The following is a 24,195-nucleotide window of genomic DNA, read 5'->3' on the forward strand; positions in this document are numbered from 1 at the left end:
GCCCCAGGGGGCGCTCACCCCGGATTGTCGGACCCCGATGGGACAATGAACCCCGGGGCGCTTCAACCGGAATTGTCGGTCCCTCGTGGGACAATGGAGACGGGGGCCGGAGGCCACGCCTCGGCGCGCCGCGCGACGAACCGAACTGCGCGAACGCCGCCACCGACACCCCGACCGCACCACGTCGCCGCCGAACCGGGCTCCGCGTGTCGCCGACCGCTGACCCTCGATCGTGCGCCGCCGCTGAACCCGATCAAACCCAGCCGCCCGGCCGCGCCCCCGCCGTCACCGACAGCGGCCACGCGGCTCGCCGGCACCCTCACCCGCGCAGCGCGGCCAGCAGCCCGTCCCGCCCCATCGCCGCACCCCGGCCCGACGCCGCCGCGAACCCCTCCGCACCCAGCGCCGCCGAAGCCGCCCGCTCCGCCCCGAGCACGTCCGGATCCACCAACGCCACCGTCCCCCGCAACCCCCGCGCCGCGCCCAACAACTCCGCCGCGCCCGCCGCGTCCCCCTCCTCCAGGCACGACTGCGCCCACGCCTCCGCGACCTTCGCCAGCACCATCGGGTTCCCCCACTCCGCCGCCGACGCCACGACCAACCCCCACACCGCCCGCGCCGCCGCCACGTCCCCGCCCGCCAGCTCCAGCCGCCCCACCGCCACGTGGATGTGCGCCCGCACCTCCTCCGGCCCGAACCACCCCCGCGGACACACCCGCAGCGCCTCCTCGCACCACGCCCGCGCCCCCGCCAGGTCACCCCGGTGCCGCGCCACCTCCGCCATCCCCAGCCGCACCCCGGCCAACGTCTCCACAGCCCCCTGCGACCGGGCCATCACCGCCGCCCGCTCCAGGTCCGCCCACGCCGCGTCGAACGACCCGCGGTGGCACCGCCACTCCGCCCGCTGCGCCAGCATGTTCGCGGTGTGCTCGGTCGTCCCGAACTGCTCGCCCAACGCCAGCGCCTCGTCGAGGAAGACCAGCGCCGACGACAGGTCACCCGTGGCCCGCGACAGCTCCGCCAACTGCGCCAGCACCATCGACATGCCCCACCGCTCGCCCAGCGCCCGGAACCCGGCCAACGCCGACTCGTGCGCCTCCCGCGCCTCGCCCAACCGGCCCGCGTATTGGTACTGCATCCCTAACCCGGCCAGCGCCAGCGACCGCGACCACGGGTCCGTTCCCACCAGGTGCCCCCGCCGGGCGTCCAACGTCGGCTCGCCCAGGTCCGGCACCCCGTAGGCCATGCCCCACATCATCGTCAGGAACGGCCGCGTCGGCGGCCCCGTGAACCCCTCCGGCACGTCCTGACGCGGCGACAGCGCACCCGGCACCACCTCACCGACCGACGACGCCGCCAACGCGCACAGCAGGTACTCCTCGGTCAACCCGGCCGGCGCCACCGGACCCACCGCCCGCATCACCTCCGCCGCCAGCACCGACCCCTCCGTGCGCAAACCGCGCAGCCAGAAGTACCAGCCCAGCTCCGCCACCAGCCGCAACGCCGGCTCGACGGCGCACCCGGCCGCCCACCGGATCGCGGACTTGAAGTTCTCGTGCTCGTCGGCCAGCGCCGCGAGCCACTCCAACTGCTCACCGCGCAACAGGTGCGGCGTCGCCCGGACCGCCACCCGCAGGAACCACTCCGCGTGCGCCCGCCGCACCGCCTCGACCTCACCGGCCTCGGCCAGCCGGGCCGCGCCGAACGCCCGGATCGTGTCCAGCATCCGGTACCGGCCCCCGGACACCTCCACCAGCGACTTGTCCGCCAGCGACGGCAGCACCTCGTCCACGCCGTCCACCCCGCACACCGCCGCCGCGGACTCCAGCGTCGCCCCGTCGGCGAACACCGTCAGCCGCCGCGCCACCACCCGCTCCGGCTCCGACAGCAGGTCCCAGCTCCACTCGACCACCGCGTGCAGGGTCCGGTGCCGCGGCGCGGCGGCCCGGTTGCCCCGGGAGAGCAGCCGGAACCGGTCGTCCAACCGCGCCGCCACCTCGGCCGGGGGCAGCGACCGCACCCGCGCGGCCGCCAGCTCGATCGCCAGCGGCATCCCGTCCAACGCCCGGCAGATCGCCACCACCAGCGGCACGGTCTCCGCGTCCAGCCGGAACGACGGGTCCACCGCGACCGCCCGGTCGGCGAACAGGGCGACAGCGGGGGAGGAGCCGTCCACCGCGGGCAGCGGCGGCACCGGACGGACCGTCTCCCCGGTCACCCCCAGCACCTCCCGGCTCGTCGCCAGCACCCGCAACCCCGGGCACGCCACGAGCAACGCCCCCGCCAACGCCGCCGCGTCTTCCACGACGTGCTCGCAGTTGTCCAGCACCAGCAGCACGTCCCGCCCGGCCAGCGCCGCGACCAGCCGCTCCCGCGCCGCCCGCGGGGCCCGCAGCCCGTCCTCCCGCAACCCCAGCGCCGTCACCACCGCCTGCGGCACGTCCCCGCCCGCCCCCAACGGCGCCAGGTCCACGAAGAACACGTCACCGGGCCGCCCCGCCGCCACCTCGACCGCCAACCGCGTCTTGCCCGCCCCGCCCGGCCCCAGCAACGTCACCAGCCGCGCCTCGTCCAACGCCTTGCCGACCAGCCGCACCTCCTCGGCCCGCCCGACGAAACTGGTCAACTGCGCGGGCAGCACGTGCCGCCCCGCCGGCCGCTCACCCCGCAGCACCTCGCCGTGCGCGGCGGCCAACTCCGGCGACGGGTCCGCGCCCAGCTCCTCCGCCAGCACGCGCCGCGTCCGATCCACCAACGCCAACGCCTCGGCCTGGCGCCCCTCACCGTGCAGCGCCCGGACCAACCGCGCCACCAGCCGCTCCCGCAACGGGTGCGCCGCAACGAGTTCCCGCAGCACCGCCACCGACGCCACGTCGTGGTCCTCGACGACCTTGAGCCGCAACTCCTCCCACCGCGCCGCCACCACACCCGCGAACGGCGCGTCACCCACGTCCGCCAACGCCGGCCCCCGCCACAACGCCAGCGCCTCACCCGACAACCCGCGCGCCACCAGTTCCTCGAACCGCAACGCGTCCACGTCCCACGGGTCCACCGCGAGCCGATACCCGGCCGACGACCGCTCGATCCCGACGTCCAGCACCGACCGCAACCGCGACACCTGCGACTGCACCGCGTTCGCCACCCCCGCCGGCGGACGCTCCCCGTACAGCGCGTCGACCAGCCGATCGACCCCCACGACCCGCCCGGCGTCCACCGCGAGCCTGGCCAACAACGCCCGCAACCCCGCGCCCCCGACCCGGACCTCGGACCCGTCCGCACGCCACGCCACCACCGGGCCGAGCACCCCGAACCTCACAACCCGCCATCCTCCCGGACCAGCCCCGCCCCCGACGCCGTTTCCACCGCGACCGCCCACCAGACGCCCGCACCCCGCGAAACCAGCCGTCCACGATCACCGATGTCCGTGTGCACCCGCTCGGGGCGGGGTAGTGGCCGGGGCCGACCTCACGGCTGATCGTGGTAGTCGCCGGGGCCGCCGTCGCGGCCGATCTGACGGCTGATCGTGACGACATGGGCGCGAGGCGGCCACGAGCCGCGGCTCAGCCGACGCGCGGGGGAGCGGCGGGGTCGGCACGGGCGATGATCTCGTCCACCACGTCGTTCTTCGCGTCCGCGTACCCCTGCAAGTACCGCCACGACCGCCCCGCCAACTCCCGCTTCACCGCCTCGTACCGCTCACGGTCCTCCGGGTGCGCCCGCAACCAGTCCCGGAACAGCACCATCCGCGTGATCTCCGGCGACCCCGCCGTGAACACGTGCAGGTTCACGTTCGTGTCCGGCCCCTTGAACATCCGGTGCTCGTGCCACTCCGGCTCCCGGATCCGCAGCACGTACCCCGCCGCCTCCAACGCCGGCACATACGCCGCCTCGTCCGCCGACGACGCCACCGCCAACACCACGTCGATCACCGGCTTGGCCGCCAACCCCGGCACCGACGTCGACCCCACGTGCTCCAACCCCACCACCGCGGCGCCCAACGCGCCCCGCACCCGCGCCGCCTCGCGCTCGAACAACCCCGGCCACGCCGGGTCGTAGGCCACCAACTCCACCCGCCGACCCGGGTCCGGCCGCCCGTCCACGAACGCCGACCGGATCTCCTCGTCCCTGGCCACCACGAACCTCCCCCGAACCCGAACCCGAACCCGAACCCGAACGCGGGCAAGCGGGCCAGGATAGGGCGATCACCCCGGCAACGGCGACGCCTTTTCCACCACGAACAGGTCACCCAGCCGCTCCACCCGCTCCCGCGCCTGGTCCGCCGTGAACACCAGGTCCGACACCGACCGGCACGCCGCCACCTCGTCCCACGTCACCGGCGTCGACACCGACGGCACCGACCGCGCCCGCAACGAGTACGGCGCCACCGTCGTCTTCGCCGGGTTGTTCTGCGACCAGTCGATCAGCACCTTCCCCGTCCGCGCCGCCTTCGCCATCTGCCACACCACCTCACCCGGCCGCTCCCGAGTCAACCGCCGCGCCACCGCCTTCGCGTACTCCGACGGCCGCATCGGGTCCGACACCTCCACCGCCGCGTACACCTGCAACCCCTTCGACCCGCTGGTCTTCACCACCGGCGACAACCCGTCCGCCACCAGCACCTCCCGCAACGCCACCGCCACCCGCGCGCACTCCACCACCGTCGCCGGCGGCCCCGGGTCCAGGTCGAACACCACCAGGTCGGGGGAGCGCCGCCCACCCCGCGGCCCCACCGTCCACTGCGGGACGTGCAACTCCAACGCCGCCAGGTTCGCCAACCACACCAGCGTCGGCAGGTCGTCCACCACCACGAAGTCCAGGTACTCCGACCCCCGCGACGACCCCGGCGTCTCCACCCGCACCCGTCGCACCCACTCCGGCGCGTGCGACGGCGCGTTCTTCTCGAAGAACGACTCCCCGTCCACCCCGTCCGGGAACCGCCGCACCGTCAACGGCCGCCCCGCCAGGTGCGGCAGCAGCACCGGCGCGATCCGCGTGTAGTAGTCGATCACCTCGGCCTTGGTGAACCCCACCTGCGGGTACAGCACCTTCCCCAGGTTCGACAGCTTCAACCGCCGCTCACCGACCCGCACCACCGCCGACTCAACCAAGGCGCCGCACCTCCGCAGGCGACCGGTCCGGCCGCAACCCCCGCCACGTCGGGAACCGCATCCGCCCGTCCGCCGTCCACTGCCGGTGCACCACCTCACCCACCAACTCCGGCCGCACCCACCGCGCACCCCTCGCCCGCTCCCGCGGCACCTCCGTCACAAAAGGCGACCGCCGCACCTCCAACTCCCGCAACCGCGCCGTCAACGACCGCAGCTCCGCCTCACCGAACCCCGTCCCCACCGACCCCACGAACGCCAACCCGTCACCCTCCGGGATCCCCAACAACAGCGCCCCCACCACCCCCTTCCGCTTACCCTCACCCGGCCGCCACCCGCCGACCACCACCTCCTGCGCCGCCACCCGCGTGATCTTCACCCAGTGCGGCGACCGCACCCCCGGCGTGTAAGGCGAATCCAGCCGCTTCGCCACCACCCCCTCCAACCCCTGCTCCCGCGACGCCGCCAACACCTCCGGCCCCGCACCCGGATACGCCCTCGGCGTCGCCCAGTGCGGCCCCCGCAGGTCCAACCCCTCCAACAACTCCCGCCGCCGCGCGTACGGCATGTTCAACAACGACGACCCGTCCAGGTGCAGCACGTCGAACACCAGGTACGTCACCGGAACCTTCGACACCAACCGCCGCGCCTGCGCCCCCGACGCGTGCATCCGCTGCTGCAACGCCCCGAAACTCGGCCGCCCACCCTCCAGCGCGACGATCTCCCCGTCCAGCAACACCTGCGTCGACCCCAGCGACTCACCCAACCCCTGCAACTCCGGGTACGTCGCCGTCACGTCGTTGCCCAACCGCGACACCAACCGCACCCGGCCGCCCTCCACCCGCGCGACCGCCCGCACCCCGTCCCACTTGAACTCGTACGCGTAGGCCCCGTTGCGCTCCGGCAACCCCTCCGCCGCCGTCGCCAGCATCGGCGCCACCACCTCCGGCAACGGCACCCAGTCCGGCCGCACCGCCTCGTGCCGCCGCCGCACCATCCAGTCCTTGCCGTCCCCGCCCGAAGTCCGGCGGAAGAACACGAACTCACCCTCGACCCGCGACCCGCGCAGCACCACGTCCACCTCGCGGTCGCTCCACTTCACCGTCTCGTACCGGCCCCGGTCCCAGATCAGCATCTCGCCCGCGCCGTACTCGCCCTTCGGGATCGTCCCCTCGAACGTCGCGTACTCCAACGGGTGATCCTCGGTGCGCACCGCCAACCGGATCGTCCCCGGCTCCGGCGGCAACCCCTTCGGCACCGCCCACGACACCAGCACCCCACCCCGCTCCAACCGCACGTCCCAGTGCAGCCGCGACGCGTGGTGCTCCTGGATCACGAACGTGTCGTCGTCACCGCGGGGGAGCGGCACGCCCGCACCCGGCACCGGCTCCGGCGTCCGCCCGGCGTCCCGCTTGCGCCGGTACTCCGACAGGTCCCCACCCATCAGGCGGGCTTGGCCTTCTTCTTCGCCGGCGCCTTCTCCTTGGTCTCCTTCGCCTTCGACGCCCCCGACTTCGCCGACCCACCACCCGCACGCGCCGACCCCGAAGCCCGCGACGACCCACCGGCCCTCGACGACCGCGCGGCGGGCTTCTTCTCCGCAGCCGGCTTCGCCGCCTCACCCCGCGCCGACCGCGCCTGCTCCACACTGCGCTCCAACGCCGTCATCAAGTCGATGACCTCACCGGCCTCCTCGACCTCCGGCTGCTCGGGCAACTCCGCGCCCTCCGCCTTCGCCTCGATCAACTTCTGCATCGCGTCGGTGTAGTCGTCGGTGAAGTCGCCCGGGTCGAACGACCCCGCCATGCTCTCCACCAGCGACGACGCCATCTTCAACTCCTGCGGACGCACCTCCACGTCGGAGTCCAGGAAGTCGAAGTCCGGCTTGCGCACCTCGTCCGGCCACAACATCGTGTGCATCACCAGCAGGTCCTCACGGGCCCGCAGCATCGCCAACGTCTCCCGCTGCCGGATCGTGATCTTCACGACCGCCAACTGCCCACTGCGCTCCAACGCCGTCCGCAACAACACGTACGGCCGCGTCGCCGCCTTGTCCGGCTCCAGGTAGTACGCCTTCTGGAAGAAGATCGGATCGATCTCCTCCGCCGGCACGAACTCCAGCACGTCGATCGCGTGATCGGTGTTGATCGGCAACTTGTCGAAGTCCTCGTTGTCCATCACCACCACACGACCGTCGTCCAGTTCGTAGCCCTTGGCGATGTCGGCGTAGGCCACCTCCTCGCCACACACCTGGCACACCCGCTTGTAGCGGATGCGCCCACCGTCCTCGCGGTGCACCTGGTGGAACCGGAAGTCGTGCTCCTCCGTCGCCGTGTACAACCGGACACCGATCGTCACCAAGCCGAAGGAGATCGCCCCACGCCACACGGACCTCATTCCACGTGGGTACCCGTCAACTGCGGTTTTCGCACCAGGGCATCACTCGAACGGGCTAGTTTTCGCCTCCACCAACCCCGCCAACGCCGCCGCCCGCCGATCCTCGAACACCGACAGGTCCAACGGCGCCGTCATCGACTCCACCAACGACGCCGCCATCCGCGCCGCCGACGCCGGGGGAGCGGCCGCACCCTCCAGGAACCCCAGATCCGGCTCCCGCACCTCGTCGTCCCACAACAGCGTCTGCACCACCAACCCGGAGCCCCGCGCCCGCACCAACGCCACCCGCTCCCGCCGCCGCACCACCACCCGAGCCACCCCGACCCGCGACGACCGCTCCAACGCGTCCCGCAACACCACGTACGACCCCACCGCCGCCGCCTCCGGCTCGACGTGGAACGCCCGCCCCAACACCACCGGATCCACCTCCTCGGCCCGGGCCACCTGCACCACCTCGATCACCCGCCCCTCCGGCACCGGCACCCGCGCCAACTCGTCGGCCTCCACCGCGACCAGCCGCCCGTCACCCACCTCCACCGCACGCCCGACGTCGGCCAACGCCACCTCCTCCCCGCACACCTCACACACCCGCCGATGCCGAATCCGCCCCGAATCAGCCCGATGCACCTGCCGCAACCGCACCCCGTGGCCCCGCACCACCGGGAACAACCGCACGGGGAACGTCACCAACCCGAACACCAACACCCCACGCCACGCCGCCCTCATGACACCTGCGTACACCCGTTCGAACAAGGTCACCCAAGCATCACCCGAACAGCCCAACGCACTGCCGGCAGAAGTGTGATCGGCTCTCCCGGCCCGCGCCACCATCCCCGGTGCGGCCCGCCACCGAGGACCCCGAGCACGAAGGCCCCGGGCGTGCGCACGACACCGGAGTGGCCCGGCGACGGCCTCTGTTCCCGGCTGAGCCCGTGAACCGTCACAACCCGTCGTCGTCCCGCCGCGCCGACGGCAGGTTCGCCAACGACACGTACGTCCGGTTGCCCGCCACCGCCGCCCGCCGCTCCCGCGCCGTCGCCTCGATGTAGTTCTGCGACGTCGCCAGCGACGCGTGGCCCAGCAGAGCCATGATCTCCGACGCCGACGCGCCGTCCTCCGCCAGCCGCGTGGCGAAGGTGTGCCGCAGCGCGTGCAGGTTCGCCCCCGAGGGGACCCGGTCGTGCAACCCCGCCCAGCGGAAGCACGACCGCACCAGGTACTCCAGCCCACCGCGCCCGATCGGCTCGCCGTGCCGGTCGCGCAGCAACGCCGACCCCCGGTCGAACCGCCCCTGCGGGAACCGCGCCCGGCACGACTCCAGGTACTGCTCGATGATCCGGTCCATCGCGGGCTCGATCGGCACCGACCGGTCCCGGTTCCCCTTGCCCGCCACGTGCAACCGCCGCTCACCGGGCCGCCCGACCACCGAGGCCAACGTCAACGTCCGCATCTCCGCCGACCGCAACCCCGCGACCAGCCCCAACGCCAACACCAGCACGTCCCGCTCCGGCCACGGGTCCCGCGCCTTGCGCACCCCTTCGGCCGCCGCCGCCAGGAGCCTCTCGGGCGTGTCCTCACCCCGCAACGGCTTGGGCACCAACGGTGGCGTCTTCGGCCGCGCGACCGCGCCCATCGGGTTGCCGGGCAACAGGTCCTCGGCCACGCAGAAGGTGAGGAACTGGTTCCAGGTCGACCAGGCCCGAAGCACCGAGGACTTCGCGTGCGTGTCCGCGAAGACCCCGAACGCCTTGCGCAGGTTGCCGGCGGTCAGGTGGGCGACGAGGAGGTCGTCCGGGGGAGCGGAGACGACGTCGGAGAGCAGGGCGGTGACCCCGGCGAGGTCCCGCCGGTAGGCCGCCGTGGTGTGGGGGGAGTCCTTGCGCGGACGGCGGGCGAGGAAGAACGACTCCTGGGCGTCGAGCACACGCATGTGATCTTCCTAGCGCACGACACCGACAATTTCGGCAGGCGCACCGCGAAGTTGATCAGGGCAGGGGGATCAAGATCATTTCATGGATAATGCCGATTATCCATGAAATGTGGGTGTGGGTGTGGGTCGGGGTCGACGGGGCGCGGCTTCGGCGACGCAGACCTTGACGCGGACTCGGCCACAACCGGGGGATCTGCCATCACGTCCGACCACCCCGGCCCGTCGACCCCTCGGACGCTCGCACGTCGCACGCCCGCAACGCACACCGCATCGCCAGGCCGCCGACACGAAGAACCATCGCGGCACACGGGCCAGGCCACCGAAGGCTTGATCATCGACGGCAGCCGGACGCGCAGACCCAATCGACCATCCGCCGACACTGCCGTAGATACGTCACGTGACGTATGTCGACCTCGATGACCGGCCTGTCCCGCAACGCCGATAATCTACATTATGTTAAGTAAGCGCTTCGGGGGCCGACTCTGACGCCCTTCGAGGATCGCCCCCAACCCCGATCCCCACCCGACCGCCCGCGTGCTCGCCTCGCCCCCGGATCGGCGGTCCCCGATTTGCCGGCGGCCGGAGCTTGTTGGCGGCCGAGTTGTTTCGGCGGTCGGCTCCAGTGTTTCGGCGGTCCTTAGGTGGTCGATCGGCTGGGATTGTCGGTGGTGCGTGGGATGATGGAGACGGGGGCCGGAGGCCGCACCCAGTACGCGCCAACGCGCCCAGTGCTCCCCCCGGGTCCTGCGAGTCCCGAATCCGGTGAGTCCCAGGGCAGCGCGCAGGCTGACCTCTCCCCTGCTCCCCCGGCCTGTTCGATCAGGTGTTCGACTTCGACGCAACCCACCCAAAGTGCTCAGTCGGTGAGCACTTCACCCACCACACTGGACCCCATGCGTGCGGATCGACTGGTGGCTGCCCTGCTCCTGATGCAGGCGCGTGGGCGGGTGACCGCGGCTGAGCTCGCGGCTGAACTCGAAGTGTCGGTGGCGACCGCGCGGCGGGATCTCGAAGCTCTGTCGGCGGCCGGCATCCCCGTCTACCCGCAGCCCGGCCGTGGCGGCGGCTGGGAACTCGTTGGCAGGGCGCGGACGGATCTCAGCGGGCTCAGTGCGAGTGAAGCTCAAGCGCTGTTCGTGTTGGTGGGGCCGGCGGCGGCGGTCAGCGCCGAGGCCAAGGCGGCGTTGCGGAAGTTGGTGCGGGCGTTGCCGGAGACGTTCCGGCGGGACGCCGAGGCGGCGGCGGACGCGGTGGTGATCGACCCGGCTCGGTGGGGGCAGCGGGACAAGGAGCGGCCAGAACTGGTCAAGGACCTCCAGCGGGCGGTGGTGGCTCGGCGGAAGGTGCGGTTGGACTACGTGAAGCGGTCCGGGGAGCGATCGGTGCGGGTGGTGGACCCGTTGGGGTTGGTGGACAAGGACGACGTCTGGTACCTGGTCGCGGGCACGCCGGAGGGCCAGCGGACGTTCCGGGTGGACCGGGTGGCGGGTGTGGAGGTCACCGACGAGGAGGTCGTGCGGCCCGAGGGGTTCGAGTTGTCGGAGGCCTGGGACCGGGTGGTGACGGAGGTCGAGCGGTTCCAGACGTCGGCCGAGGCGACGGTCGTGGTCCAGGAGCGGCACGTTCGGGTGTTGCGGAGCCAGTTCGGGCGGCACTGCGCGGTGGAGTCCACTGAGGACGGGATGGCGCGGGTGCGGGTGTCCGCGCCCACTCCGCTGATGGTGGCGCAGCACCTGGCGGGGTGGGGTGCGTTGGCCGAGGTGGTGGAGTCGGACGCGGTGCGGGCCGAGCTGAGGCGGTTGGGCGGCGAGCTCCTGGAGCTTTACAGGTGACGTTCGATGCGGTCGGGCATGGGCCGCTCCCCCAGTGCGCGCAGGGCGTGCTCGACGAGGTCGCTGAGCGGGTACGGGAGTTCGGCGTCGAGTTCGCGGGCGGCGGTGGTGGTCGCGTGCCACTCGGCGTCGAGGACGGGCAGTAGTTCGAGGGCGCGCGGGGTGAGGTGGACGATGCGTTGGCGGGCGTCGTCGCCGGGGTGGAGTTCGACGAGGCCGTCGCGGTGCATCTGGTTGACGGTCTGGCTGACGGCGGAGTGGGTGACGCCGGTGGTGGCGGCCAGGTCGCGGATGGACCGGGGTCCGCGGGCGTGGACGATCCGGATGATCGGGTTGTAGCGGGGTCGGAAGCCGTCGAGGCCGAGTCGGGTGTAGGCGTGGGCCACGCCGTCGTCGAGCAGGTCGAGCAGGTGGCGCAGGCGGGTGCCGAGGTAATCGGTGGTGGGGTTGTCGTCCACTCCCCTAATGTAACAGCACTGTTGTTTCTGTGGGAGGAGAAGTGGTGTACCCGGAGATCGAGCCGTACGCGCACGGGATGCTCGACGTCGGTGACGGGAACCTCGTGTACTGGGAGGAGTGCGGCAACCCGGAGGGCAAGCCGGTGGTGTGCCTGCACGGTGGTCCGGGCACGGGCTGCTCCCCCGGTATGCGGCGGCAGTTCGACCCGGAGGCGTACCGGATCATCCTGTTCGACCAGCGGGGTTCGGGGCGGTCGACGCCGCACGCGGCGGACCACGGGACGGACCTGTCGGCGAACACGACGGCGCACCTGCTGGCGGACATGGAGCGGTTGCGGGTGGACCGGGGTGTGGACCGGTGGATGGTGTTCGGCGGGTCGTGGGGGTCGACGCTGGGGTTGCGGTACGCGCAGCTGCACCCGGAGCGGGTGAGCGAGGTCGTGCTGGTGGCGGTGACGACGAGCCGGCGTGAGGAGTTGGAGTGGCTCTACCACGGGATGCGGCGGTTCTTCCCCGAGGAGTGGCAGCGGTTCCGGGAGGGGGCGCCGGCGGGGGCGACGGATCTGGTGGCGGCGTACGACGAGTTGTTGAACGACCCCGATCCGGCGGTGCGGCGCAAGGCGGCGGACGACTGGGTGGCGTGGGAGTCGTCGATCCTGACGTTGGACCCGGACCGGGAGCCGTCGCCGCGTGAGTTGGACCCGCGGTGGCGGATGGCGTTCGCGCGGATCACGGCGCGCTACTTCCGGCACGGGGCGTGGCTGGAGGACGGTGTGGTGTTGCGGGACATGCCGCGGTTGCACGGGATCCCGGCGGTGTTGGTGCACGGCCGGTGGGACGTGCAGGGGCCGGTGGCGACGGCGTGGGACGTGGCGCGGGCGTGGCCGGACGCGGAGTTGGTGGTGGTGCGGGAGGCTTCGCACAGCGCGCAGGACCCGGGGATGGCGGAGGCGGTGCTGGCGGCGACGGACAAGTTCGCCCATCGGCGCGCCTAGCGACAACCGGCCGGCCCGGCCGGCCGGGTGAGGCGAGGTGGCCGCGGCTGGGGCGGGTCAGTGCGAAGCCGCCGGGGCCGGGGTGGTCAGAGGGGGCGGAGGCGGGCTTTCCAGATTTCCTCGCTGGGCCATTGGCGGGCCCACCGCGCGGTGACTTCCGGGTAGTCGTGGTGGGTGGTGGCGGGTGCGTGGATCTCGATGAGGTCTTCGACGTCGAAACCGTTGGCGCGCAACAGCCGGAGCATGGCGCCGTGCGGGAGGGTGAACTCGGTGGCGGTGTCGTGGTCGACGTGGTCGAGGTCGGCCTGGGGGCGTTGCAGGGTGGTGGCGGCGGGTTGGCCTGGGCGGGCGCACAGGGCGAACAGCGGTGAGCGGTGCAGGAAGACCAACCGGCCGCCGGGGCGCAGGAGGCGGGCGGCTTCGGGGATCCAGCGGTGGGGGTCGCACCACAGGGAGGCGCCGTACTCGCTGATGGCGAGGTCGAAGGTGTTGTCGGCGCAGGGTGCGTGTTCGGCGTCGGCGAGCAGGAGGGGGAAGTGGAGGTCGAATTCGGCCTGCATGGCGCGGGCGGTGGCGAGTTGGGCGGTGGAGATGTCGATGCCGACGGGGTGGGCGCCGGCGCGGGCGAGCCAGGCGGAGATGTAGGCGGTGCCGCAGCCGAGTTCGACCACCTGTTGACCGGCGATGTCGTCGGGCAGGACGCGGAGGGTGGCTTCGGGGGTGGCCCACAGGCCCCAGGCGGGTTCGGTGCGGGACCAGTGGGCCCGGGCCAGGGGGCCGTGCGCGGCGGCGGCGCGGGTGTCCCAGTGGTGGCGGTTGCGGGTGGTGTGGTCGCTCGTCCCGGCGCGCATGGTCGCGGACGCTACTGGTGGTGCCCAGGTGTGGTGTAGCGGTTTTCCGGTCGGAGGCGCCAGACGTGGGTGGTGCGCAGGGTGGTGCCTTCGAGGTCGCGCGGGACGGGGACCTGGTGGGTGGCGACGCGGGTGAGGCCGGTGCGGGGCAGGTGCGCGCGTTGCGGGTCGCCGATGAGGACCAGGGCGCCGCGGTGGTGGGCGCGGTGGAGGAAGGGCAGGACGCGGGCGGCCATGTCGCGGTCGTAGAAGGCGTCGCCGGTGAGGACGACGTCGTGGTCGGTGTCGGTGTCGAGGAGGTCGGCGATCTCGACGGTGAGGGTGACGTCGTTGGCGTGGGCGTTGCGGGTGGCGGCCTCTCCGGCGAGGGGGTCGACGTCGTTGGCGGTGACGTGGGCGGCGCCGGTGCGGGCGGCGGCGATGGCGACGAGGCCGGAGCCGGTGGCGAGGTCGAGGACGCGCTTGCCGGCGGTGAGGTCGGGGTGGTCGAGCAGGTGGCGGGCCAGTGCCTGTCCCCCGGCCCACGGGAAGGCCCAGAAGGGCGGGTCGGGGGTGCCGAGGCGTTCCCAGAGGGCGGTGATGTCGCCGGCGGTGTGCAGGGTGATCTCGGGGACGAGCGGGACCGGTTCGGGGGTGGTGTGGTCGGGCATCCGGGCGTCGGGCATCTAGGCGGCGGGGCGCTCGGCGGTGAGTTGGCGGCACAGGTCGTCGAGGGAGAGCCCGACGGCGTCGGCGAGGGCGGCGACGGTGAAGAAGGCGGGGGTGGGGATGCGGCCGCGTTCGATCTTGCGGAGGGTTTCCACGGAGATGCCGGCGGCGGTGGCGACCTGGACCATGCTGCGGTCGCCGCGGGCGCGGCGCAGGGCGTCGCCGAGGCGTTCGCCGCGTTCGCGGTCGGACTGGGTGAGCGGCTGTCGCACCATGTGCGCGATGGTAATACCGACGTGACTGTGATATCTATACCGGTATTGTTATCACGGTTGGGAGTGGGTTCCGGTGATCGAGTTGAAGTCCCCCGGCGAGTTCGACGCCATGCGGGTGGCGGGTCTGGTGGTGGCCGACGCGCTGGCGGCGGTGCGCGAGCACGCCCGGGTGGGGGTGTCGCTGCTGGAGTTGGACGAGGTGGCCGCCGGGGTGATCCGAGCGGCGGGCGCGGGGTCGTCGTTCCTGCACTACCGGCCGTCGTTCGCGCCGACGCCGTTCCCCGGCTACATCTGCGCGTCGGTCAACGACGTGATCGTGCACGGCATCCCGGACGGCTACCGGCTGCGCGAGGGCGACCTGGTGAGCATCGACTGCGGTGCGCACGTGGACGGCTGGCACGGCGACTCGGCGGTCAGCTTCGTGGTCGGGCAGGCCGATCCGGCGGACCTGGCGCTGATCGCGGCGGCCGAGCGGGCGTTGGCGGCGGCGATCGAGGCGGCGGTGCCGGGTGGGCGGCTGGGTGACGTGTCGGCGGCGATCGGCCGGATCGGGCGGGCGGCGGGCTACGGCATCCCGGAGGACTTCGGCGGTCACGGCATCGGGCGGGCGATGCACGAGTCGCCGGGCGTGCCCAACGAGGGCCGGCCGGGTCGGGGGCTGACGCTGCGGCCGGGCATGGCTTTGGCGATCGAGCCGATGTTCCACGCGGGCGGGCGGGACGCCTACACCACCGACCCGGACGGGTGGGCGCTGCGGACGGTGGACGGCAGCCGGGCGGCGCACGTGGAGCACACGGTGGCGATCACCGAGTCGGGCCCGCGCGTGCTGACCGCTCCCCGCCTGCCGGTGACCTCGGGCGCGTGACCGGTCAGGGGCCGTCCCCGCGCGTCACAGGCCGCCGGCGACGCGGAGGACGGCGCCGGTGGTGAAGGAGGCGTCGTCGCCGAGCAGCCAGGCGACGGCGGCGGCGATCTCCTCGGGTCGGCCGGCGCGGCGCAGCGGGATGAGCGGGGCGACGCGGTCGGGGCGGTCGGGGATGCCGGACAGGTGGTGGATGTCGGTGTGCACGGTGCCGGCGGCCACGGCGTTGACGCGGATGCCACGTGGGCCCAGTTCCTTGGCCAGGCCGACGGTCATGGCGTCGACGGCGGCCTTGCTGGCGGCGTAGTGGACGTACTCCCCCGGGCTGCCCAGCGTCGCGGCGGCGGAGGACACGGAGACGATCGCGCCGCCCTCGGTGAGGTCGCGGGCGGCGCGGCGGGCGCACAGCAGAGCGCCGAGGACGTTGACGTCGATCACCCGGCGCAGGTCGGCGACCTCGGTGTCGGCGAGTGGTCCGGCGGGGCTGGTGATGCCGGCGTTGATCACCACGCCGGTGACGCGGCCGAGGCGGGCGGCGGCGGTGAACAGGGCGTCGACGTCGTCGGGGTCGGCGACCTCGCAGCGCACGGCCAGCCCGTCGACCTCGGCGGCGAGGCGTTCGGCGTCCTCCCGGGCGGCGCGGTAGCCCAGGACGACGCGGTGGCCGTCGGCGGCGAGCCGGCGCACGGTCGCCGCGCCGATCCCCCGGCTGCCGCCGGTCACGACGGTCAGTCGGCCAGCCACGCGCCCACCTCCGCCCGGACTTCGTCCACCTGGGTGACCAGCATGTGGGCCAGGCCGTCGACGTCGACCAGTTTCGCGCCGGGGACGGCGTCGCACAGCTTTTGCTGCACCGGCCGGAACGCCGGGTACTCGTCGGCGCCGCGCACCAGCAGCAGCGGCGCGGTGAACCGGTCGGCGGCGGCGAGGACGTCCAGGGGCGCGGCGGCGGCGTGGGCGGCGGGCGTCCACTCGTAGGCGGGCAGGGCGCCGGCGGCCACGGACGCCTCGATCACCGACTGCGCGGTGACGGCGGGGTTGACCACGGCCACCCGCCGCACCTGGACTTCGCCGCGCACGGCGGTCAGCAGCGCCACGTGCCCGCCCGCCGAGCCACCGACGACGTCGACCGGTCCGGCGCAGCCCAGTTCGGCGCGCAGCGCGGTGACCAGGTCCGGGACGACGTCGGCGGCTTCGGTGACCAGCGGGGCGTAGCCGTCGAGGAGGAAGTCGGGGCGGGGTTCGCGCAGCGGCAGCGCCGGGTAGACGCGCCAGGCGTCCACCTCGGGTAGCGGGAGCGTGGCCGCCATGTCCTGGGGTGTGCCGGGTTCGCCGAGCAGGTGCCACGCGAGGACCAGTCGCCGGCCGGTGCGGGGTGGCAGGGCCACGTACGGCACGCCGGCCGCGGTTCCGGTGATCATGGGGCCACCGTACGGGGCCGGGTCGGCGGCCGGTGGCGGTTCTTCTGTGAGCGGAGTGGACACCCCGGTGTCACCCGAACGGCCCTACGGGTGCACTCTGGAGTGGTGACCGAGCCACGCTGTGCCGCCGTGTCGGCGGCCCTGCACGAGCCGCAGGCGGGCACCGCCGCCACCGCCGCCGCGTGGATCTGCCTGGAGCAGCCGGGCCCGTGGGGCCGGGACGCGCTGACCGAGAGCCACCTGGACCCGGCGCTGGGGGCGGAACTGGGGCGTCGGGCGGAGGCCGCGGGGGTGCGGGTGCTGCTGATCCGTCGGCCCGGTCACCACGCCGACACCCACCGGCCCGCGCCGCGCCGGGTGTACGTGGCGTCCACGGCGCCGGGCGCGAGTTGGCTGGAAGGCGCCGACATCGACCCGGTTCGGTTGCTGGACTTGGATTTCGCGGCTCTGGCTGAGGGTGTGCGGCCGGGGTTGGGTGAGCCGGTCGCGCAGCCGTTGCTGATGGTGTGCACGAACAGCCGGCGGGACGTGTGCTGCGCGCTGTGGGGGCGTCCGCTGGTCGCCGAGTTGGCCGTGGAGCACCCGGAGGCGGTGTGGGAGTGCACGCACACCGGCGGGCACCGCTTCTCCCCCACCGGGGTGCTGCTGCCCACCGGGTACCTGTACGGGCGGCTGGACGTGCCGTTCGCGCGGCACCTGCTCGCGGAGGCCGCGCACGGACGGGTGGTCACGCAGCGTTGCCGGGGCCGGTCGGCGTTCCCGAAGGAGGGGCAGGTCGCGGAGCTGGCGGTGCGGGAACGGCTCGGTGAGCGGTTGGATGTGCTGACCGTGCGGGGCACCACGGTGCGGCACGCCGACGGGCGGGCGTGGCGGGTGGCGGTGGAGAGCCGGGACCTACCGCCCGCACGTCCGGGCAGTTGCGGCGCGGCCCCCGTCGTGCCCACCCGGCTCGTCGCCACCGGGGTCGAGCGGCTGGTCCCCGTGCCCTGAGGGTGGGACGGCGGCGTGGAACAGGCCCAGTCCCAGTGCGTAGGGGTCGTCGAGGCCGGTGGCGCGCAGGGCTTCGGCGGGCAGCGCCAGCAGTGACACGGCGACGCCGAGGAAGTAGGCGTCGAGCAGACCGGCGTCCCGCGCGGTCGAGGGCAGCCCGGCGGCGCGGTGCAGGGACGCGCCCGCTTCGGCGTTGGAGACGACCATGCGGCCCAGCGCCTCGCGCACCGCGGGACGGCGCACCGCCTCCAGGTACAGCTCGGCCATGGCGAGCAGGTGGGTGGGGTCCTGGAGCACCGCGCGGCGCAGCAGGGCCGGGTACAGCTCGGCCACCCGGGTCGGGGTGACGTCGGCGGGCGTGGATTCCCGCAGCCGGGCCACGGCTTCGGCGTGCAGCAGCGCCATCCGCTCGGCGGCGGCTTGGAGCAGCGCTTCCCGCGTGGGGAAGTAGTTCTTGGTGGTGCCCAGCGGGACGCCGGCGGCCCGGTCCACCGCGCGGTGGGTGAGCCCTCGGCCGCCCTCGTCGGCCAGCACGGAGATCACGGTGTCGCACAGCAGCTCGCGGCGGGTGGTCACGGGGACGGGACGATAGCCGATCTTGGGCCGCCGGCCGTGGCCACCACCCGTCCCGCGTCCAGCACCAGCCACAGGCCGCAGACGCAGCGGAGGTAGGCCGTGCGGCCGTGCCGGGACACCGGGTGGACGTGGTCGGTGGTGGGCCACCCGCAGGAAGGGCATCTGGTCGTCACGCCACCCAGCGTGGTGTCATGGTTCAGTGCATTTCAACCCTTACGGCGGCGCGGCGGCGCAGCTCGCGGCGTCCCTGGTCAACGCCGACCGGGCGGCCACCGCCGACGACCTGCTCACCCTCCTGCGCGACCACGCCTACAAGCCCCTCGGCACCCTCTCCCCCGCCCAGGCCAGGGACCTGCTGGCGTGGGCGCGGCGGTTGGAACCGGTGTTCACCGGCGAGGTCGACCGCGTGGCGCACGTCAACACCCTGCTCGCGGAAGCCGCCGCCCGCCCCTACATCTCCACCCACGACGGCCGCGCCCCGCACTTGCACTTCGCCCCGGAAACCGCCCCCACCCCCGACCGCGTCCGCGCCTTCACCGCCTCGGGCCTGGCCCACGTGCTGTGCGAGGACCCCGGCCGCCTGGGCCACTGCGCCCGCCCCGGCTGCGGCACCGTCTACGTCGACACCTCCCGCAACGGCCGCCGCCGCTACTGCACCACCCGCTGCGCCAACCGAGAACAGGTAGCCCGCCACCGCCGCCGCGCCGCCTGACCCGCCGCGCCGCCTGATCTCGTCGCGCCTCTCGGCCGTGCCGGACCGCCTGGCCGCCTGACGCCGCCGGACCGCCTGATCTTGTCGGTGCCCCATGGGACAATGGAGACGGGGGCCGGAGGCCGGAGGCCGGCGCCCGAAGCGGGCCGGTGGCCTGCCCGCGTGGCGATCACGGTCGAGCGCCGGGCCGAAGCAGCAGGGTGGAGGCCACCGGCCGGCGCCGATGCGGTCGGTCCTGGGCACCTCTTCCGCGCGGCCGAGGGATCAGGTGATCGTTGCCGGGCGGCAGGTTCAGCCGATCGCCGGACCGCTCTCACGGCCGCGAGCCGGTTCCCGTTGTAGTCTCCGCTGGTAGCGCGTGGTCAGCGCATCACGCGCCGCCCGAACCGGGCCCCGCCGAAGTCCGCCGTCTCGCCGATCAGGGCGGAGGTCACGTCGGTGCGGCCGCGGAACCACGCGCCGGTGAACAACGCGTCCCGGTGGAACACCACCTCGCCGAACAGCGCCCGCCCGCCGAAGAACACCGACTCGAACCCCGCCGACCCGCCGAACTCGGCCCGCCGCAGGTCCGCCCGCCCCGACACCTTCGCCCCGGCCAGCCGCGCCGCATGGGCCACCTGCACCCCCGACAGCGCCAGGTTGCCGGTGAACACCGCCGCCACCATCGACAGCGACCGGGCGAACAGGGTGTCGGTGAACAGCCCGTGCCGCAGGAACCGGGCCCCGTCGAACACCGCCTCCCCGGTCACCGTCATCGCCTCGAACCGCGCGTCCCCCACGAACACCGCCCCGGTGAAGTCCGCCCGCCCCACCCGGCACCCGGACAGGTCGACCTCCACCAGGATCGCCCCCGCCGCCCGCACGTCCATGCCCGGCCAGTAGTCCGCACCCGGCCGCAGGTGCGCCACCAGTTCGCTCTGCACCGCCGCGCGCCACCCCGCGTCCAGCCCCCGGCTGACCCCGCCGCGCAACGCCGCCAGCCACGTGTCCACCACGTCCTGCCGCCGCGACGGCAGCTCCCGGCCGATCTCGGCCAGCAGCAACAGCCCTTCCCGGTCACCGGCCCGGAACAGCCGGTTGGCCTCCCGCCACACCGACACCGGCGACGGCGACTCCCGCGCGGTCCGGCGGCGGGCGTGTTCGTCCAGCAGCACCTCGGCCCGCGCCCGCCGCCGGTGCCGAGCGACGATCACGACCAGCACCAGCGCCACCGCCAGCCACAGCACCCACGTCGGCATGACACCGATCATGCCCGCACCGCGTACGTCGGGGGACGTAGTCCGCGTCACCGCCCCTCGACCGATGCGGAGACCCGCGCCGCGCGCACACCATCGACCCCATGACACACCCCACCCCACCCGCCGACCGGAGCCGGAGCACCGACGAGCGCCACGCCTCGGACGGGGTCCGGGCCTCGGACGCCGAACGGGACGCGATCGCGGCACGGCTGCGCGACGCCGTCGGCGAGGGCCGGCTGACCCTGGCCGAAGCCGAGGACCGCATCGCCGCCGCCTACGCCGCCGTCCACCGCGCCGACCTGGCACCCCTGACCGCCGACCTGCCCCCGACCCGGACCCCCGAACCCACCCACACCCCGCGCCCGTCCGGCAGGGACCGCCCGCCGGTCGTCGCGATCGTCGCCGTGATCGCGGTCGTGGCGTGGATCGCGTCGCCGCTGCCGTTCCCGTGGCCGTTGCTGCTGGTCGCGTTCCTCGTGCTGCGCCACCGCGCGCGTCACCGGCCGACCTGAGCCGCTCCTGCCCTAGGGTGCGGCCATGGACCTGACCGACGCGTGCTTCGCGGGCGCCGCGCGGCAAGCCGAGCTGCTGCGCGCGGGCGAGCTGACCTCCCGTGACCTGGTGGACGAGTGCCTGCGCCGGATCGCGGCGCACGACCGCTCGCTCAACGCGTTCCGCCTGGTGTTCACCGACCGGGCCCGCGCGGACGCCGCCGAGGCCGACGCCCGACGCGCCCGCGCCGAGGCCGACGCCCGACGCGCCCGCGGCGAGGACGCGCCCCTGCTGGGCGTGCCGGTCGCGGTCAAGGAGGACCTGGCCGTCGCCGGTCTGCCCACCACCAAGGGCACCGCCGCGGTCGAGGCGCGGGCCACCGCCGACTCGGAGATCGTGCGCCGCCTGCGCGCCGCCGGCGCGGTCATCGTGGGCCGGACCCGCATGCCGGAAATGGGGCTGTGGCCCTACACCGAGAGCAGTTGGGCGGGCGCGACCCGCAACCCGTGGTCGCCGGAGCACTCGCCGGGCGGGTCCAGCGGCGGTTCGGCCGCGGCCGTCGCGGCGGGCATGGTCGGTGCCGCGGTGGGCACCGACGGCGCGGGCTCGGTGCGCATCCCCTCGGCGTGCACGGGCCTGTTCGGCCTCAAACCGCACCGCGACCACGTCCCGCTGGACGAGCAGATGTGGACCGGTCTGGTCGTGGCCGGCCCCATCACCCGGCACGTCCGCGACGCCGCCGTCCTGCTGGACGTCCTCGCCCCCGACCACGCCCACACCGCCGCCACCGCCCCCGACCCGGGCCGGCTGCGGATCGCGGTGTCCCTGCGCACGTGGGGGCCGGGCATCCCGATCAGCGAAGAGGTCCGCGACGCCGTCCTGGACACCGCGAGCCTGCTCACCGACCTCGGCCACGACGTCGTCCGCCTCGACCCGGAGATGCGCGACGTCTCCGGGTCGGCCGCGTTCGCCGCCCGCTACCTGCACTGCGCCGCGATCACCGAGGACACCCTGGACCGCCCCGACCGGCTGGACCCGCGCACCCGCCGCGTCGCCGCCCTCGGCCGCGCCCTGCCCCGTCGGGCCGTGCGCACGGCGCTGGACCAGTCCCAGGCGCTGACCGACCACGCCAACCGGGTCTTCACCGACCACGACCTCCTGCTCACCCCGGTCCTGACCCGCCCGCCGCTGCGCATCGGCGAGTGGCGCCGCCGCCCGACCGTGGCCGCACTCCTGGCCGCCGCGCGCATGACGACGTTCCTGCCCCTGTGGAACATCACCGGCAACCCGGCCGCCGCCGTCCCCGCCGGCCACACCAGCACCGGCCTGCCCCTGGCGGTCCAGCTGGTCGGCCCACCCCACGGCGAGAACACCATCCTCGCCGCCGCCGCCCAACTGGAACGCGCCCGCCCCTGGACCGACCGCCGCCCGCCCCTGGCCGGGTGAGTCGTCAGATGTCCGGTGTTGGCACCGGCACCAGCCCGCTCACCACGTGGAAGGACGCGTCTTTGCGCGCGAGGTCGTCCTCGGCCCTTTCCAGGAAGAACTTCCAATCCCGGTGCCGCAGGTAGTGCTTGGCGTGCTGCACGGATTCGAACGACACACAGGACACGTCGGCCAATCCGAGCACCACTCGGAACGTCGTGTCGAGCGTGAACTGCTTCTGCTCGGGCGACGGTTCCGGGATCACGCCGGTCAGGTCTTCCTGCTGCAGCGTGACCTCCCAGTCGCGGTGGCGCAGGTACCTGCCGCTGCGGTTGGGCTGTCCGCCCAGGTAGGCGGCCTTGAACCGGATCGTGCCGGCGTTCTCCTCGGTCAGGAACGTCGCGTCCCGCCGGTCGAGGTCACCGTCGAGTCCGGTCAATTCCACGCCGAAGTTCCGGTGGCGCAGGAAATGCGACGGGTAGTTCAGCGATCGAAGCGACAGGGAACGCAGATAAGTCGTCATAACCGCCTCCGGGAACGCCTCGCGCCGACCCCACCGCCCGCGCGGAGACGCCAGTGTGGGACGCGCCCGCGCCGACACGCCGGCCCGCACCCGGAAATGCCCGAGAATTGCGGCCCGGTGCCCCGGAAGGCGGATTGCCGCGCCGGCGAGCGTCCAGCGCCGGGACGCGGTCGCCGGCGGCGGGCAGAGGTCAGCCGTGTCGGGCGGGGTCGTGCGCGGTCGGCGCGCAACCCGGTGTCGGCGCGGGCCTCCCGCGCCGACCGGCATCGACTCCGCGGTCATCGGCGCCCGTCTTCGCCCCGCTCGCCTGGCGGTGGGCGGGCCGGATCGGGCCGCTGCTCGCCGCCGGGACCGGCTACGGCCTGCTGTGGTGGGTGCTCGGCGCGCTGCTGGTCATGCCGCCGCGGCTGAGCGTCACCGCCGACCCGATGACGCGCGACATGGTCTTCCACCTCGGCCGGGACCAGTGGTGGAGCCTGCTCGGCCACGTCCCCTACGGCATCACCGGCGCCGTGGCGCCGCACGCGCTGCGGACACGATCGGCCTGAGCAGCCGGCACCGGCGGCGCTACCCCTGGCGGGCGAGGTCGTCGCGCAGCGCGGTGTCGGTGACCGTCGCCAGGACCTCGTCGCGCACGCGCGGCCACACCCCCTGCGCCACGGCCAACCCGCGCAGCCGCGCGAAGTTCTCCGGTGTCGGCCACGCCAGGAACGCCTCCCGCCGCCACCGCACCGCCCGCTCCCCCGACCCCAGCCGCAGGCACTCGTCCACCGCGAGGTCCACCAGCCGCCCCGCCGCGCCCCGCCCGCCCGTGGCGGCCAAACCGCGCGCCACCCACTCCAGCGCTTCCTCGGAACGCCCGGCGTCCCGCAGCACGGTCGCCACCTGGAGGTAGTGCCACCCCGACGACAGGTCCCGCGCCAGCACGAGCACGTGCAGGTCCACGTCCCGGGTGTGCTCGGCCAACTCCTCCATCACCCGCAGCAACGCCCACCGCTCGCGGTCGTAGCGCCCGGTCTGCCCGAACCCGATCACCGGCAGCCGCTCGAACCGCGCCACCGCCTCGGCCCGGTACCGCGCCAACCCGTCCACGCCCAACGCCGCCGCGTACGGGGCCAGCCGCACCTCGGGCGGCTCGGGGAACGCGGTCTGCAGGTGCAGCAGCCACCCCGCCAGGTGCTCGGGCTCGGGCGGATCGGACGCGCAGGCCACCGCGTGCAGGTCCAACACCCGGTCGACCAGCCCCGCCAACTCCGCCCGGTGCCCCCGGTGCCCGCCGATCCCGGCCACCAGCACTTCCGCGACGGCTTCGACGACCGCCCGGCCGCCGGGCCCCGCGAGCACCTCCGCGGACAGCTCGGCCACGGCCGCGGTCAACCCGTCCCACCGCCGCGACCACGACACGTCCGGGCGACCCAACCAGGCCTTCACTCGATCGGGCAATGGGTGCACCGGCACATCCAAC

Annotated in this window: 26 protein-coding genes; 8 read left to right on the top strand and 18 right to left on the bottom strand. The window is 73.8% G+C overall.

All coding sequences use genetic code 11. From position 1 onward, the window contains the following. Positions 1-319: 319 nt before the first annotated feature. The 7 genes from RIN75_RS07155 to RIN75_RS07185 form a co-directional block, all read right to left on the bottom strand. Positions 320-3,316, bottom strand: a complete 2,997-nt coding sequence (locus RIN75_RS07155; RefSeq protein WP_309110993.1) for a BTAD domain-containing putative transcriptional regulator — start codon at positions 3,314-3,316, stop codon at positions 320-322. Between the two features lie 244 nt (positions 3,317-3,560). Beyond that, a complete protein-coding gene (locus RIN75_RS07160) occupies positions 3,561-4,133 on the bottom strand; it encodes a GrpB family protein (protein WP_309110994.1) in 573 nt (190 codons plus the stop codon). Positions 4,134-4,202: 69 nt separating this feature from the next. Further along, complete coding sequence (gene ligD, locus RIN75_RS07165; RefSeq protein ID WP_309110995.1) at positions 4,203-5,108, bottom strand: non-homologous end-joining DNA ligase; 906 nt, start codon at positions 5,106-5,108, stop codon at positions 4,203-4,205. Continuing rightward, positions 5,101-6,549 carry a non-homologous end-joining DNA ligase gene (gene ligD, locus RIN75_RS07170; RefSeq protein ID WP_309110996.1) on the bottom strand — a complete coding sequence of 483 codons (1,449 nt, stop codon included), beginning with the start codon at positions 6,547-6,549 and terminating at the stop codon, positions 5,101-5,103. Before ligD (RIN75_RS07170) ends, ligD (RIN75_RS07165) begins: the two co-directional genes overlap by 8 nt. Continuing rightward, a complete protein-coding gene (locus tag RIN75_RS07175) occupies positions 6,549-7,502 on the bottom strand; it encodes a Ku protein (RefSeq protein WP_309110997.1) in 954 nt (317 codons plus the stop codon). Before RIN75_RS07175 ends, ligD (RIN75_RS07170) begins: the two co-directional genes overlap by 1 nt. Before the next feature lie 42 nt (positions 7,503-7,544). Then, positions 7,545-8,261, bottom strand: coding sequence for a Ku protein (locus tag RIN75_RS07180; protein ID WP_309110998.1), 717 nt, complete (start codon positions 8,259-8,261; stop codon positions 7,545-7,547). 181 nt (positions 8,262-8,442) lie between these two features. Then, the gene (locus tag RIN75_RS07185) at positions 8,443-9,432 is read right to left on the bottom strand and encodes a tyrosine-type recombinase/integrase (protein ID WP_309110999.1); all 990 of its coding nucleotides are present in this window, start codon (positions 9,430-9,432) and stop codon (positions 8,443-8,445) included. 893 nt (positions 9,433-10,325) lie between these two features. Here RIN75_RS07185 and RIN75_RS07190 point away from each other — a divergent pair. Further along, the gene (locus tag RIN75_RS07190; RefSeq protein WP_309111000.1) at positions 10,326-11,264 is read left to right on the top strand and encodes a WYL domain-containing protein; all 939 of its coding nucleotides are present in this window, start codon (positions 10,326-10,328) and stop codon (positions 11,262-11,264) included. On the opposite strand, the gene RIN75_RS07195 is transcribed toward RIN75_RS07190, so the two are convergent. Continuing rightward, a complete protein-coding gene (locus RIN75_RS07195) occupies positions 11,255-11,722 on the bottom strand; it encodes a helix-turn-helix domain-containing protein (protein WP_309111001.1) in 468 nt (155 codons plus the stop codon). The two genes, RIN75_RS07190 and RIN75_RS07195, sit on opposite strands and share 10 nt — an antisense overlap. Positions 11,723-11,751: 29 nt before the next feature. On the opposite strand from RIN75_RS07195, the gene pip reads away from it, so the two are divergent. Next, a complete protein-coding gene (pip, locus tag RIN75_RS07200; protein WP_309111002.1) occupies positions 11,752-12,717 on the top strand; it encodes a prolyl aminopeptidase in 966 nt (321 codons plus the stop codon). An 86-nt stretch (positions 12,718-12,803) separates the two neighbouring features. On the opposite strand, the gene RIN75_RS07205 is transcribed toward pip, so the two are convergent. Genes RIN75_RS07205 through RIN75_RS07215 form a run of 3 tightly spaced genes read right to left on the bottom strand, consistent with a single transcriptional unit; the run spans position 12,804 to position 14,491 of the window. Further along, entirely contained in the window at positions 12,804-13,568 is a 765-nt protein-coding gene (locus RIN75_RS07205) for a class I SAM-dependent methyltransferase (RefSeq protein ID WP_309111003.1), read from the bottom strand. Positions 13,569-13,579: 11 nt separating this feature from the next. Then, on the bottom strand, positions 13,580-14,233 hold the full coding sequence (locus tag RIN75_RS07210) for a 50S ribosomal protein L11 methyltransferase (RefSeq protein ID WP_309111004.1): 654 nt from the start codon (positions 14,231-14,233) through the stop codon (positions 13,580-13,582). Beyond that, complete coding sequence (locus RIN75_RS07215) at positions 14,234-14,491, bottom strand: helix-turn-helix transcriptional regulator (RefSeq protein ID WP_309111005.1); 258 nt, start codon at positions 14,489-14,491, stop codon at positions 14,234-14,236. It lies immediately after the preceding gene. 73 nt (positions 14,492-14,564) lie between these two features. Here RIN75_RS07215 and map point away from each other — a divergent pair, with 73 nt between their 5' ends. Then, positions 14,565-15,356 carry a type I methionyl aminopeptidase gene (gene map, locus RIN75_RS07220; RefSeq protein ID WP_309111006.1) on the top strand — a complete coding sequence of 264 codons (792 nt, stop codon included), beginning with the start codon at positions 14,565-14,567 and terminating at the stop codon, positions 15,354-15,356. Between the two features lie 24 nt (positions 15,357-15,380). Here map and RIN75_RS07225 read toward each other — a convergent pair whose 3' ends face one another. Together RIN75_RS07225 and RIN75_RS07230 are read right to left on the bottom strand one after the other, a co-directional pair. Then, the gene (locus RIN75_RS07225) at positions 15,381-16,097 is read right to left on the bottom strand and encodes an SDR family oxidoreductase (RefSeq protein WP_309111007.1); all 717 of its coding nucleotides are present in this window, start codon (positions 16,095-16,097) and stop codon (positions 15,381-15,383) included. Continuing rightward, a complete protein-coding gene (locus RIN75_RS07230; protein WP_309111008.1) occupies positions 16,082-16,774 on the bottom strand; it encodes a hypothetical protein in 693 nt (230 codons plus the stop codon). Before RIN75_RS07230 ends, RIN75_RS07225 begins: the two co-directional genes overlap by 16 nt. Before the next feature lie 105 nt (positions 16,775-16,879). Here RIN75_RS07230 and RIN75_RS07235 point away from each other — a divergent pair, with 105 nt between their 5' ends. Then, positions 16,880-17,764, top strand: coding sequence for a sucrase ferredoxin (locus RIN75_RS07235; RefSeq protein ID WP_309111009.1), 885 nt, complete (start codon positions 16,880-16,882; stop codon positions 17,762-17,764). Here the strand turns inward: RIN75_RS07235 and RIN75_RS07240 are convergent. After that, a complete protein-coding gene (locus RIN75_RS07240; RefSeq protein WP_309111010.1) occupies positions 17,669-18,340 on the bottom strand; it encodes a TetR/AcrR family transcriptional regulator in 672 nt (223 codons plus the stop codon). The genes RIN75_RS07235 and RIN75_RS07240 overlap by 96 nt on opposite strands. Continuing rightward, the gene (locus tag RIN75_RS07245; RefSeq protein ID WP_309111011.1) at positions 18,337-18,513 is read right to left on the bottom strand and encodes a hypothetical protein; all 177 of its coding nucleotides are present in this window, start codon (positions 18,511-18,513) and stop codon (positions 18,337-18,339) included. The genes RIN75_RS07240 and RIN75_RS07245 overlap by 4 nt, the downstream gene beginning before the upstream one ends. A gap of 26 nt (positions 18,514-18,539) precedes the next feature. Here RIN75_RS07245 and RIN75_RS07250 point away from each other — a divergent pair, with 26 nt between their 5' ends. Beyond that, positions 18,540-19,052, top strand: a complete 513-nt coding sequence (locus RIN75_RS07250) for a CGNR zinc finger domain-containing protein (RefSeq protein ID WP_309111012.1) — start codon at positions 18,540-18,542, stop codon at positions 19,050-19,052. Between the two features lie 362 nt (positions 19,053-19,414). On the opposite strand, the gene RIN75_RS07255 is transcribed toward RIN75_RS07250, so the two are convergent. After that, on the bottom strand, positions 19,415-20,302 hold the full coding sequence (locus RIN75_RS07255) for a pentapeptide repeat-containing protein (protein WP_309111013.1): 888 nt from the start codon (positions 20,300-20,302) through the stop codon (positions 19,415-19,417). Between the two features lie 89 nt (positions 20,303-20,391). Between RIN75_RS07255 and RIN75_RS07260 the strand changes: the two genes are divergently transcribed. Beyond that, positions 20,392-20,802 (top strand): DUF1707 domain-containing protein, encoded by a 411-nt coding sequence (locus tag RIN75_RS07260; protein ID WP_309111014.1) that lies wholly within the window; start codon positions 20,392-20,394, stop codon positions 20,800-20,802. Between the two features lie 25 nt (positions 20,803-20,827). Continuing rightward, on the top strand, positions 20,828-22,228 hold the full coding sequence (locus RIN75_RS07265; RefSeq protein ID WP_309111015.1) for an amidase family protein: 1,401 nt from the start codon (positions 20,828-20,830) through the stop codon (positions 22,226-22,228). A 4-nt stretch (positions 22,229-22,232) separates the two neighbouring features. Here RIN75_RS07265 and RIN75_RS07270 read toward each other — a convergent pair whose 3' ends face one another. Next, positions 22,233-23,012 (bottom strand): AbfB domain-containing protein, encoded by a 780-nt coding sequence (locus RIN75_RS07270; protein WP_309111016.1) that lies wholly within the window; start codon positions 23,010-23,012, stop codon positions 22,233-22,235. Between the two features lie 92 nt (positions 23,013-23,104). On the opposite strand from RIN75_RS07270, the gene RIN75_RS07275 reads away from it, so the two are divergent. Next, on the top strand, positions 23,105-23,278 hold the full coding sequence (locus tag RIN75_RS07275) for a hypothetical protein (RefSeq protein WP_309111017.1): 174 nt from the start codon (positions 23,105-23,107) through the stop codon (positions 23,276-23,278). Between the two features lie 19 nt (positions 23,279-23,297). Here RIN75_RS07275 and RIN75_RS07280 read toward each other — a convergent pair whose 3' ends face one another. After that, a complete protein-coding gene (locus RIN75_RS07280) occupies positions 23,298-24,182 on the bottom strand; it encodes a hypothetical protein (RefSeq protein WP_309111200.1) in 885 nt (294 codons plus the stop codon). Positions 24,183-24,195 lie beyond the last annotated feature (13 nt).

Origin of the sequence: Saccharothrix sp. (assembly GCF_031180885.1) — a bacterium.
GTDB lineage: Bacteria > Actinomycetota > Actinomycetes > Mycobacteriales > Pseudonocardiaceae > Actinosynnema.

Bases quoted from the DNA above. Each gene is read 5' to 3' on its own strand.
- RIN75_RS07270 (WP_309111016.1), bottom strand. From the start codon at position 23,012: ATGACCGCGGAGTCGATGCCGGTCGGCGCGGGAGGCCCGCGCCGACAC.
- RIN75_RS07255 (WP_309111013.1), bottom strand. From the start codon at position 20,302: ATGATCGGTGTCATGCCGACGTGGGTGCTGTGGCTGGCGGTGGCGCTG.
- RIN75_RS07190 (WP_309111000.1), top strand. From the start codon at position 10,326: ATGCGTGCGGATCGACTGGTGGCTGCCCTGCTCCTGATGCAGGCGCGT.
- RIN75_RS07260 (WP_309111014.1), top strand. From the start codon at position 20,392: ATGACACACCCCACCCCACCCGCCGACCGGAGCCGGAGCACCGACGAG.
- RIN75_RS07265 (WP_309111015.1), top strand. From the start codon at position 20,828: ATGGACCTGACCGACGCGTGCTTCGCGGGCGCCGCGCGGCAAGCCGAG.
- RIN75_RS07230 (WP_309111008.1), bottom strand. From the start codon at position 16,774: ATGATCACCGGAACCGCGGCCGGCGTGCCGTACGTGGCCCTGCCACCC.
- ligD (WP_309110996.1), bottom strand. From the start codon at position 6,549: ATGGGTGGGGACCTGTCGGAGTACCGGCGCAAGCGGGACGCCGGGCGG.
- RIN75_RS07215 (WP_309111005.1), bottom strand. From the start codon at position 14,491: ATGGTGCGACAGCCGCTCACCCAGTCCGACCGCGAACGCGGCGAACGC.
- RIN75_RS07210 (WP_309111004.1), bottom strand. From the start codon at position 14,233: ATGCCCGACGCCCGGATGCCCGACCACACCACCCCCGAACCGGTCCCG.
- RIN75_RS07175 (WP_309110997.1), bottom strand. From the start codon at position 7,502: ATGAGGTCCGTGTGGCGTGGGGCGATCTCCTTCGGCTTGGTGACGATC.
- RIN75_RS07185 (WP_309110999.1), bottom strand. From the start codon at position 9,432: ATGCGTGTGCTCGACGCCCAGGAGTCGTTCTTCCTCGCCCGCCGTCCG.
- RIN75_RS07205 (WP_309111003.1), bottom strand. From the start codon at position 13,568: ATGCGCGCCGGGACGAGCGACCACACCACCCGCAACCGCCACCACTGG.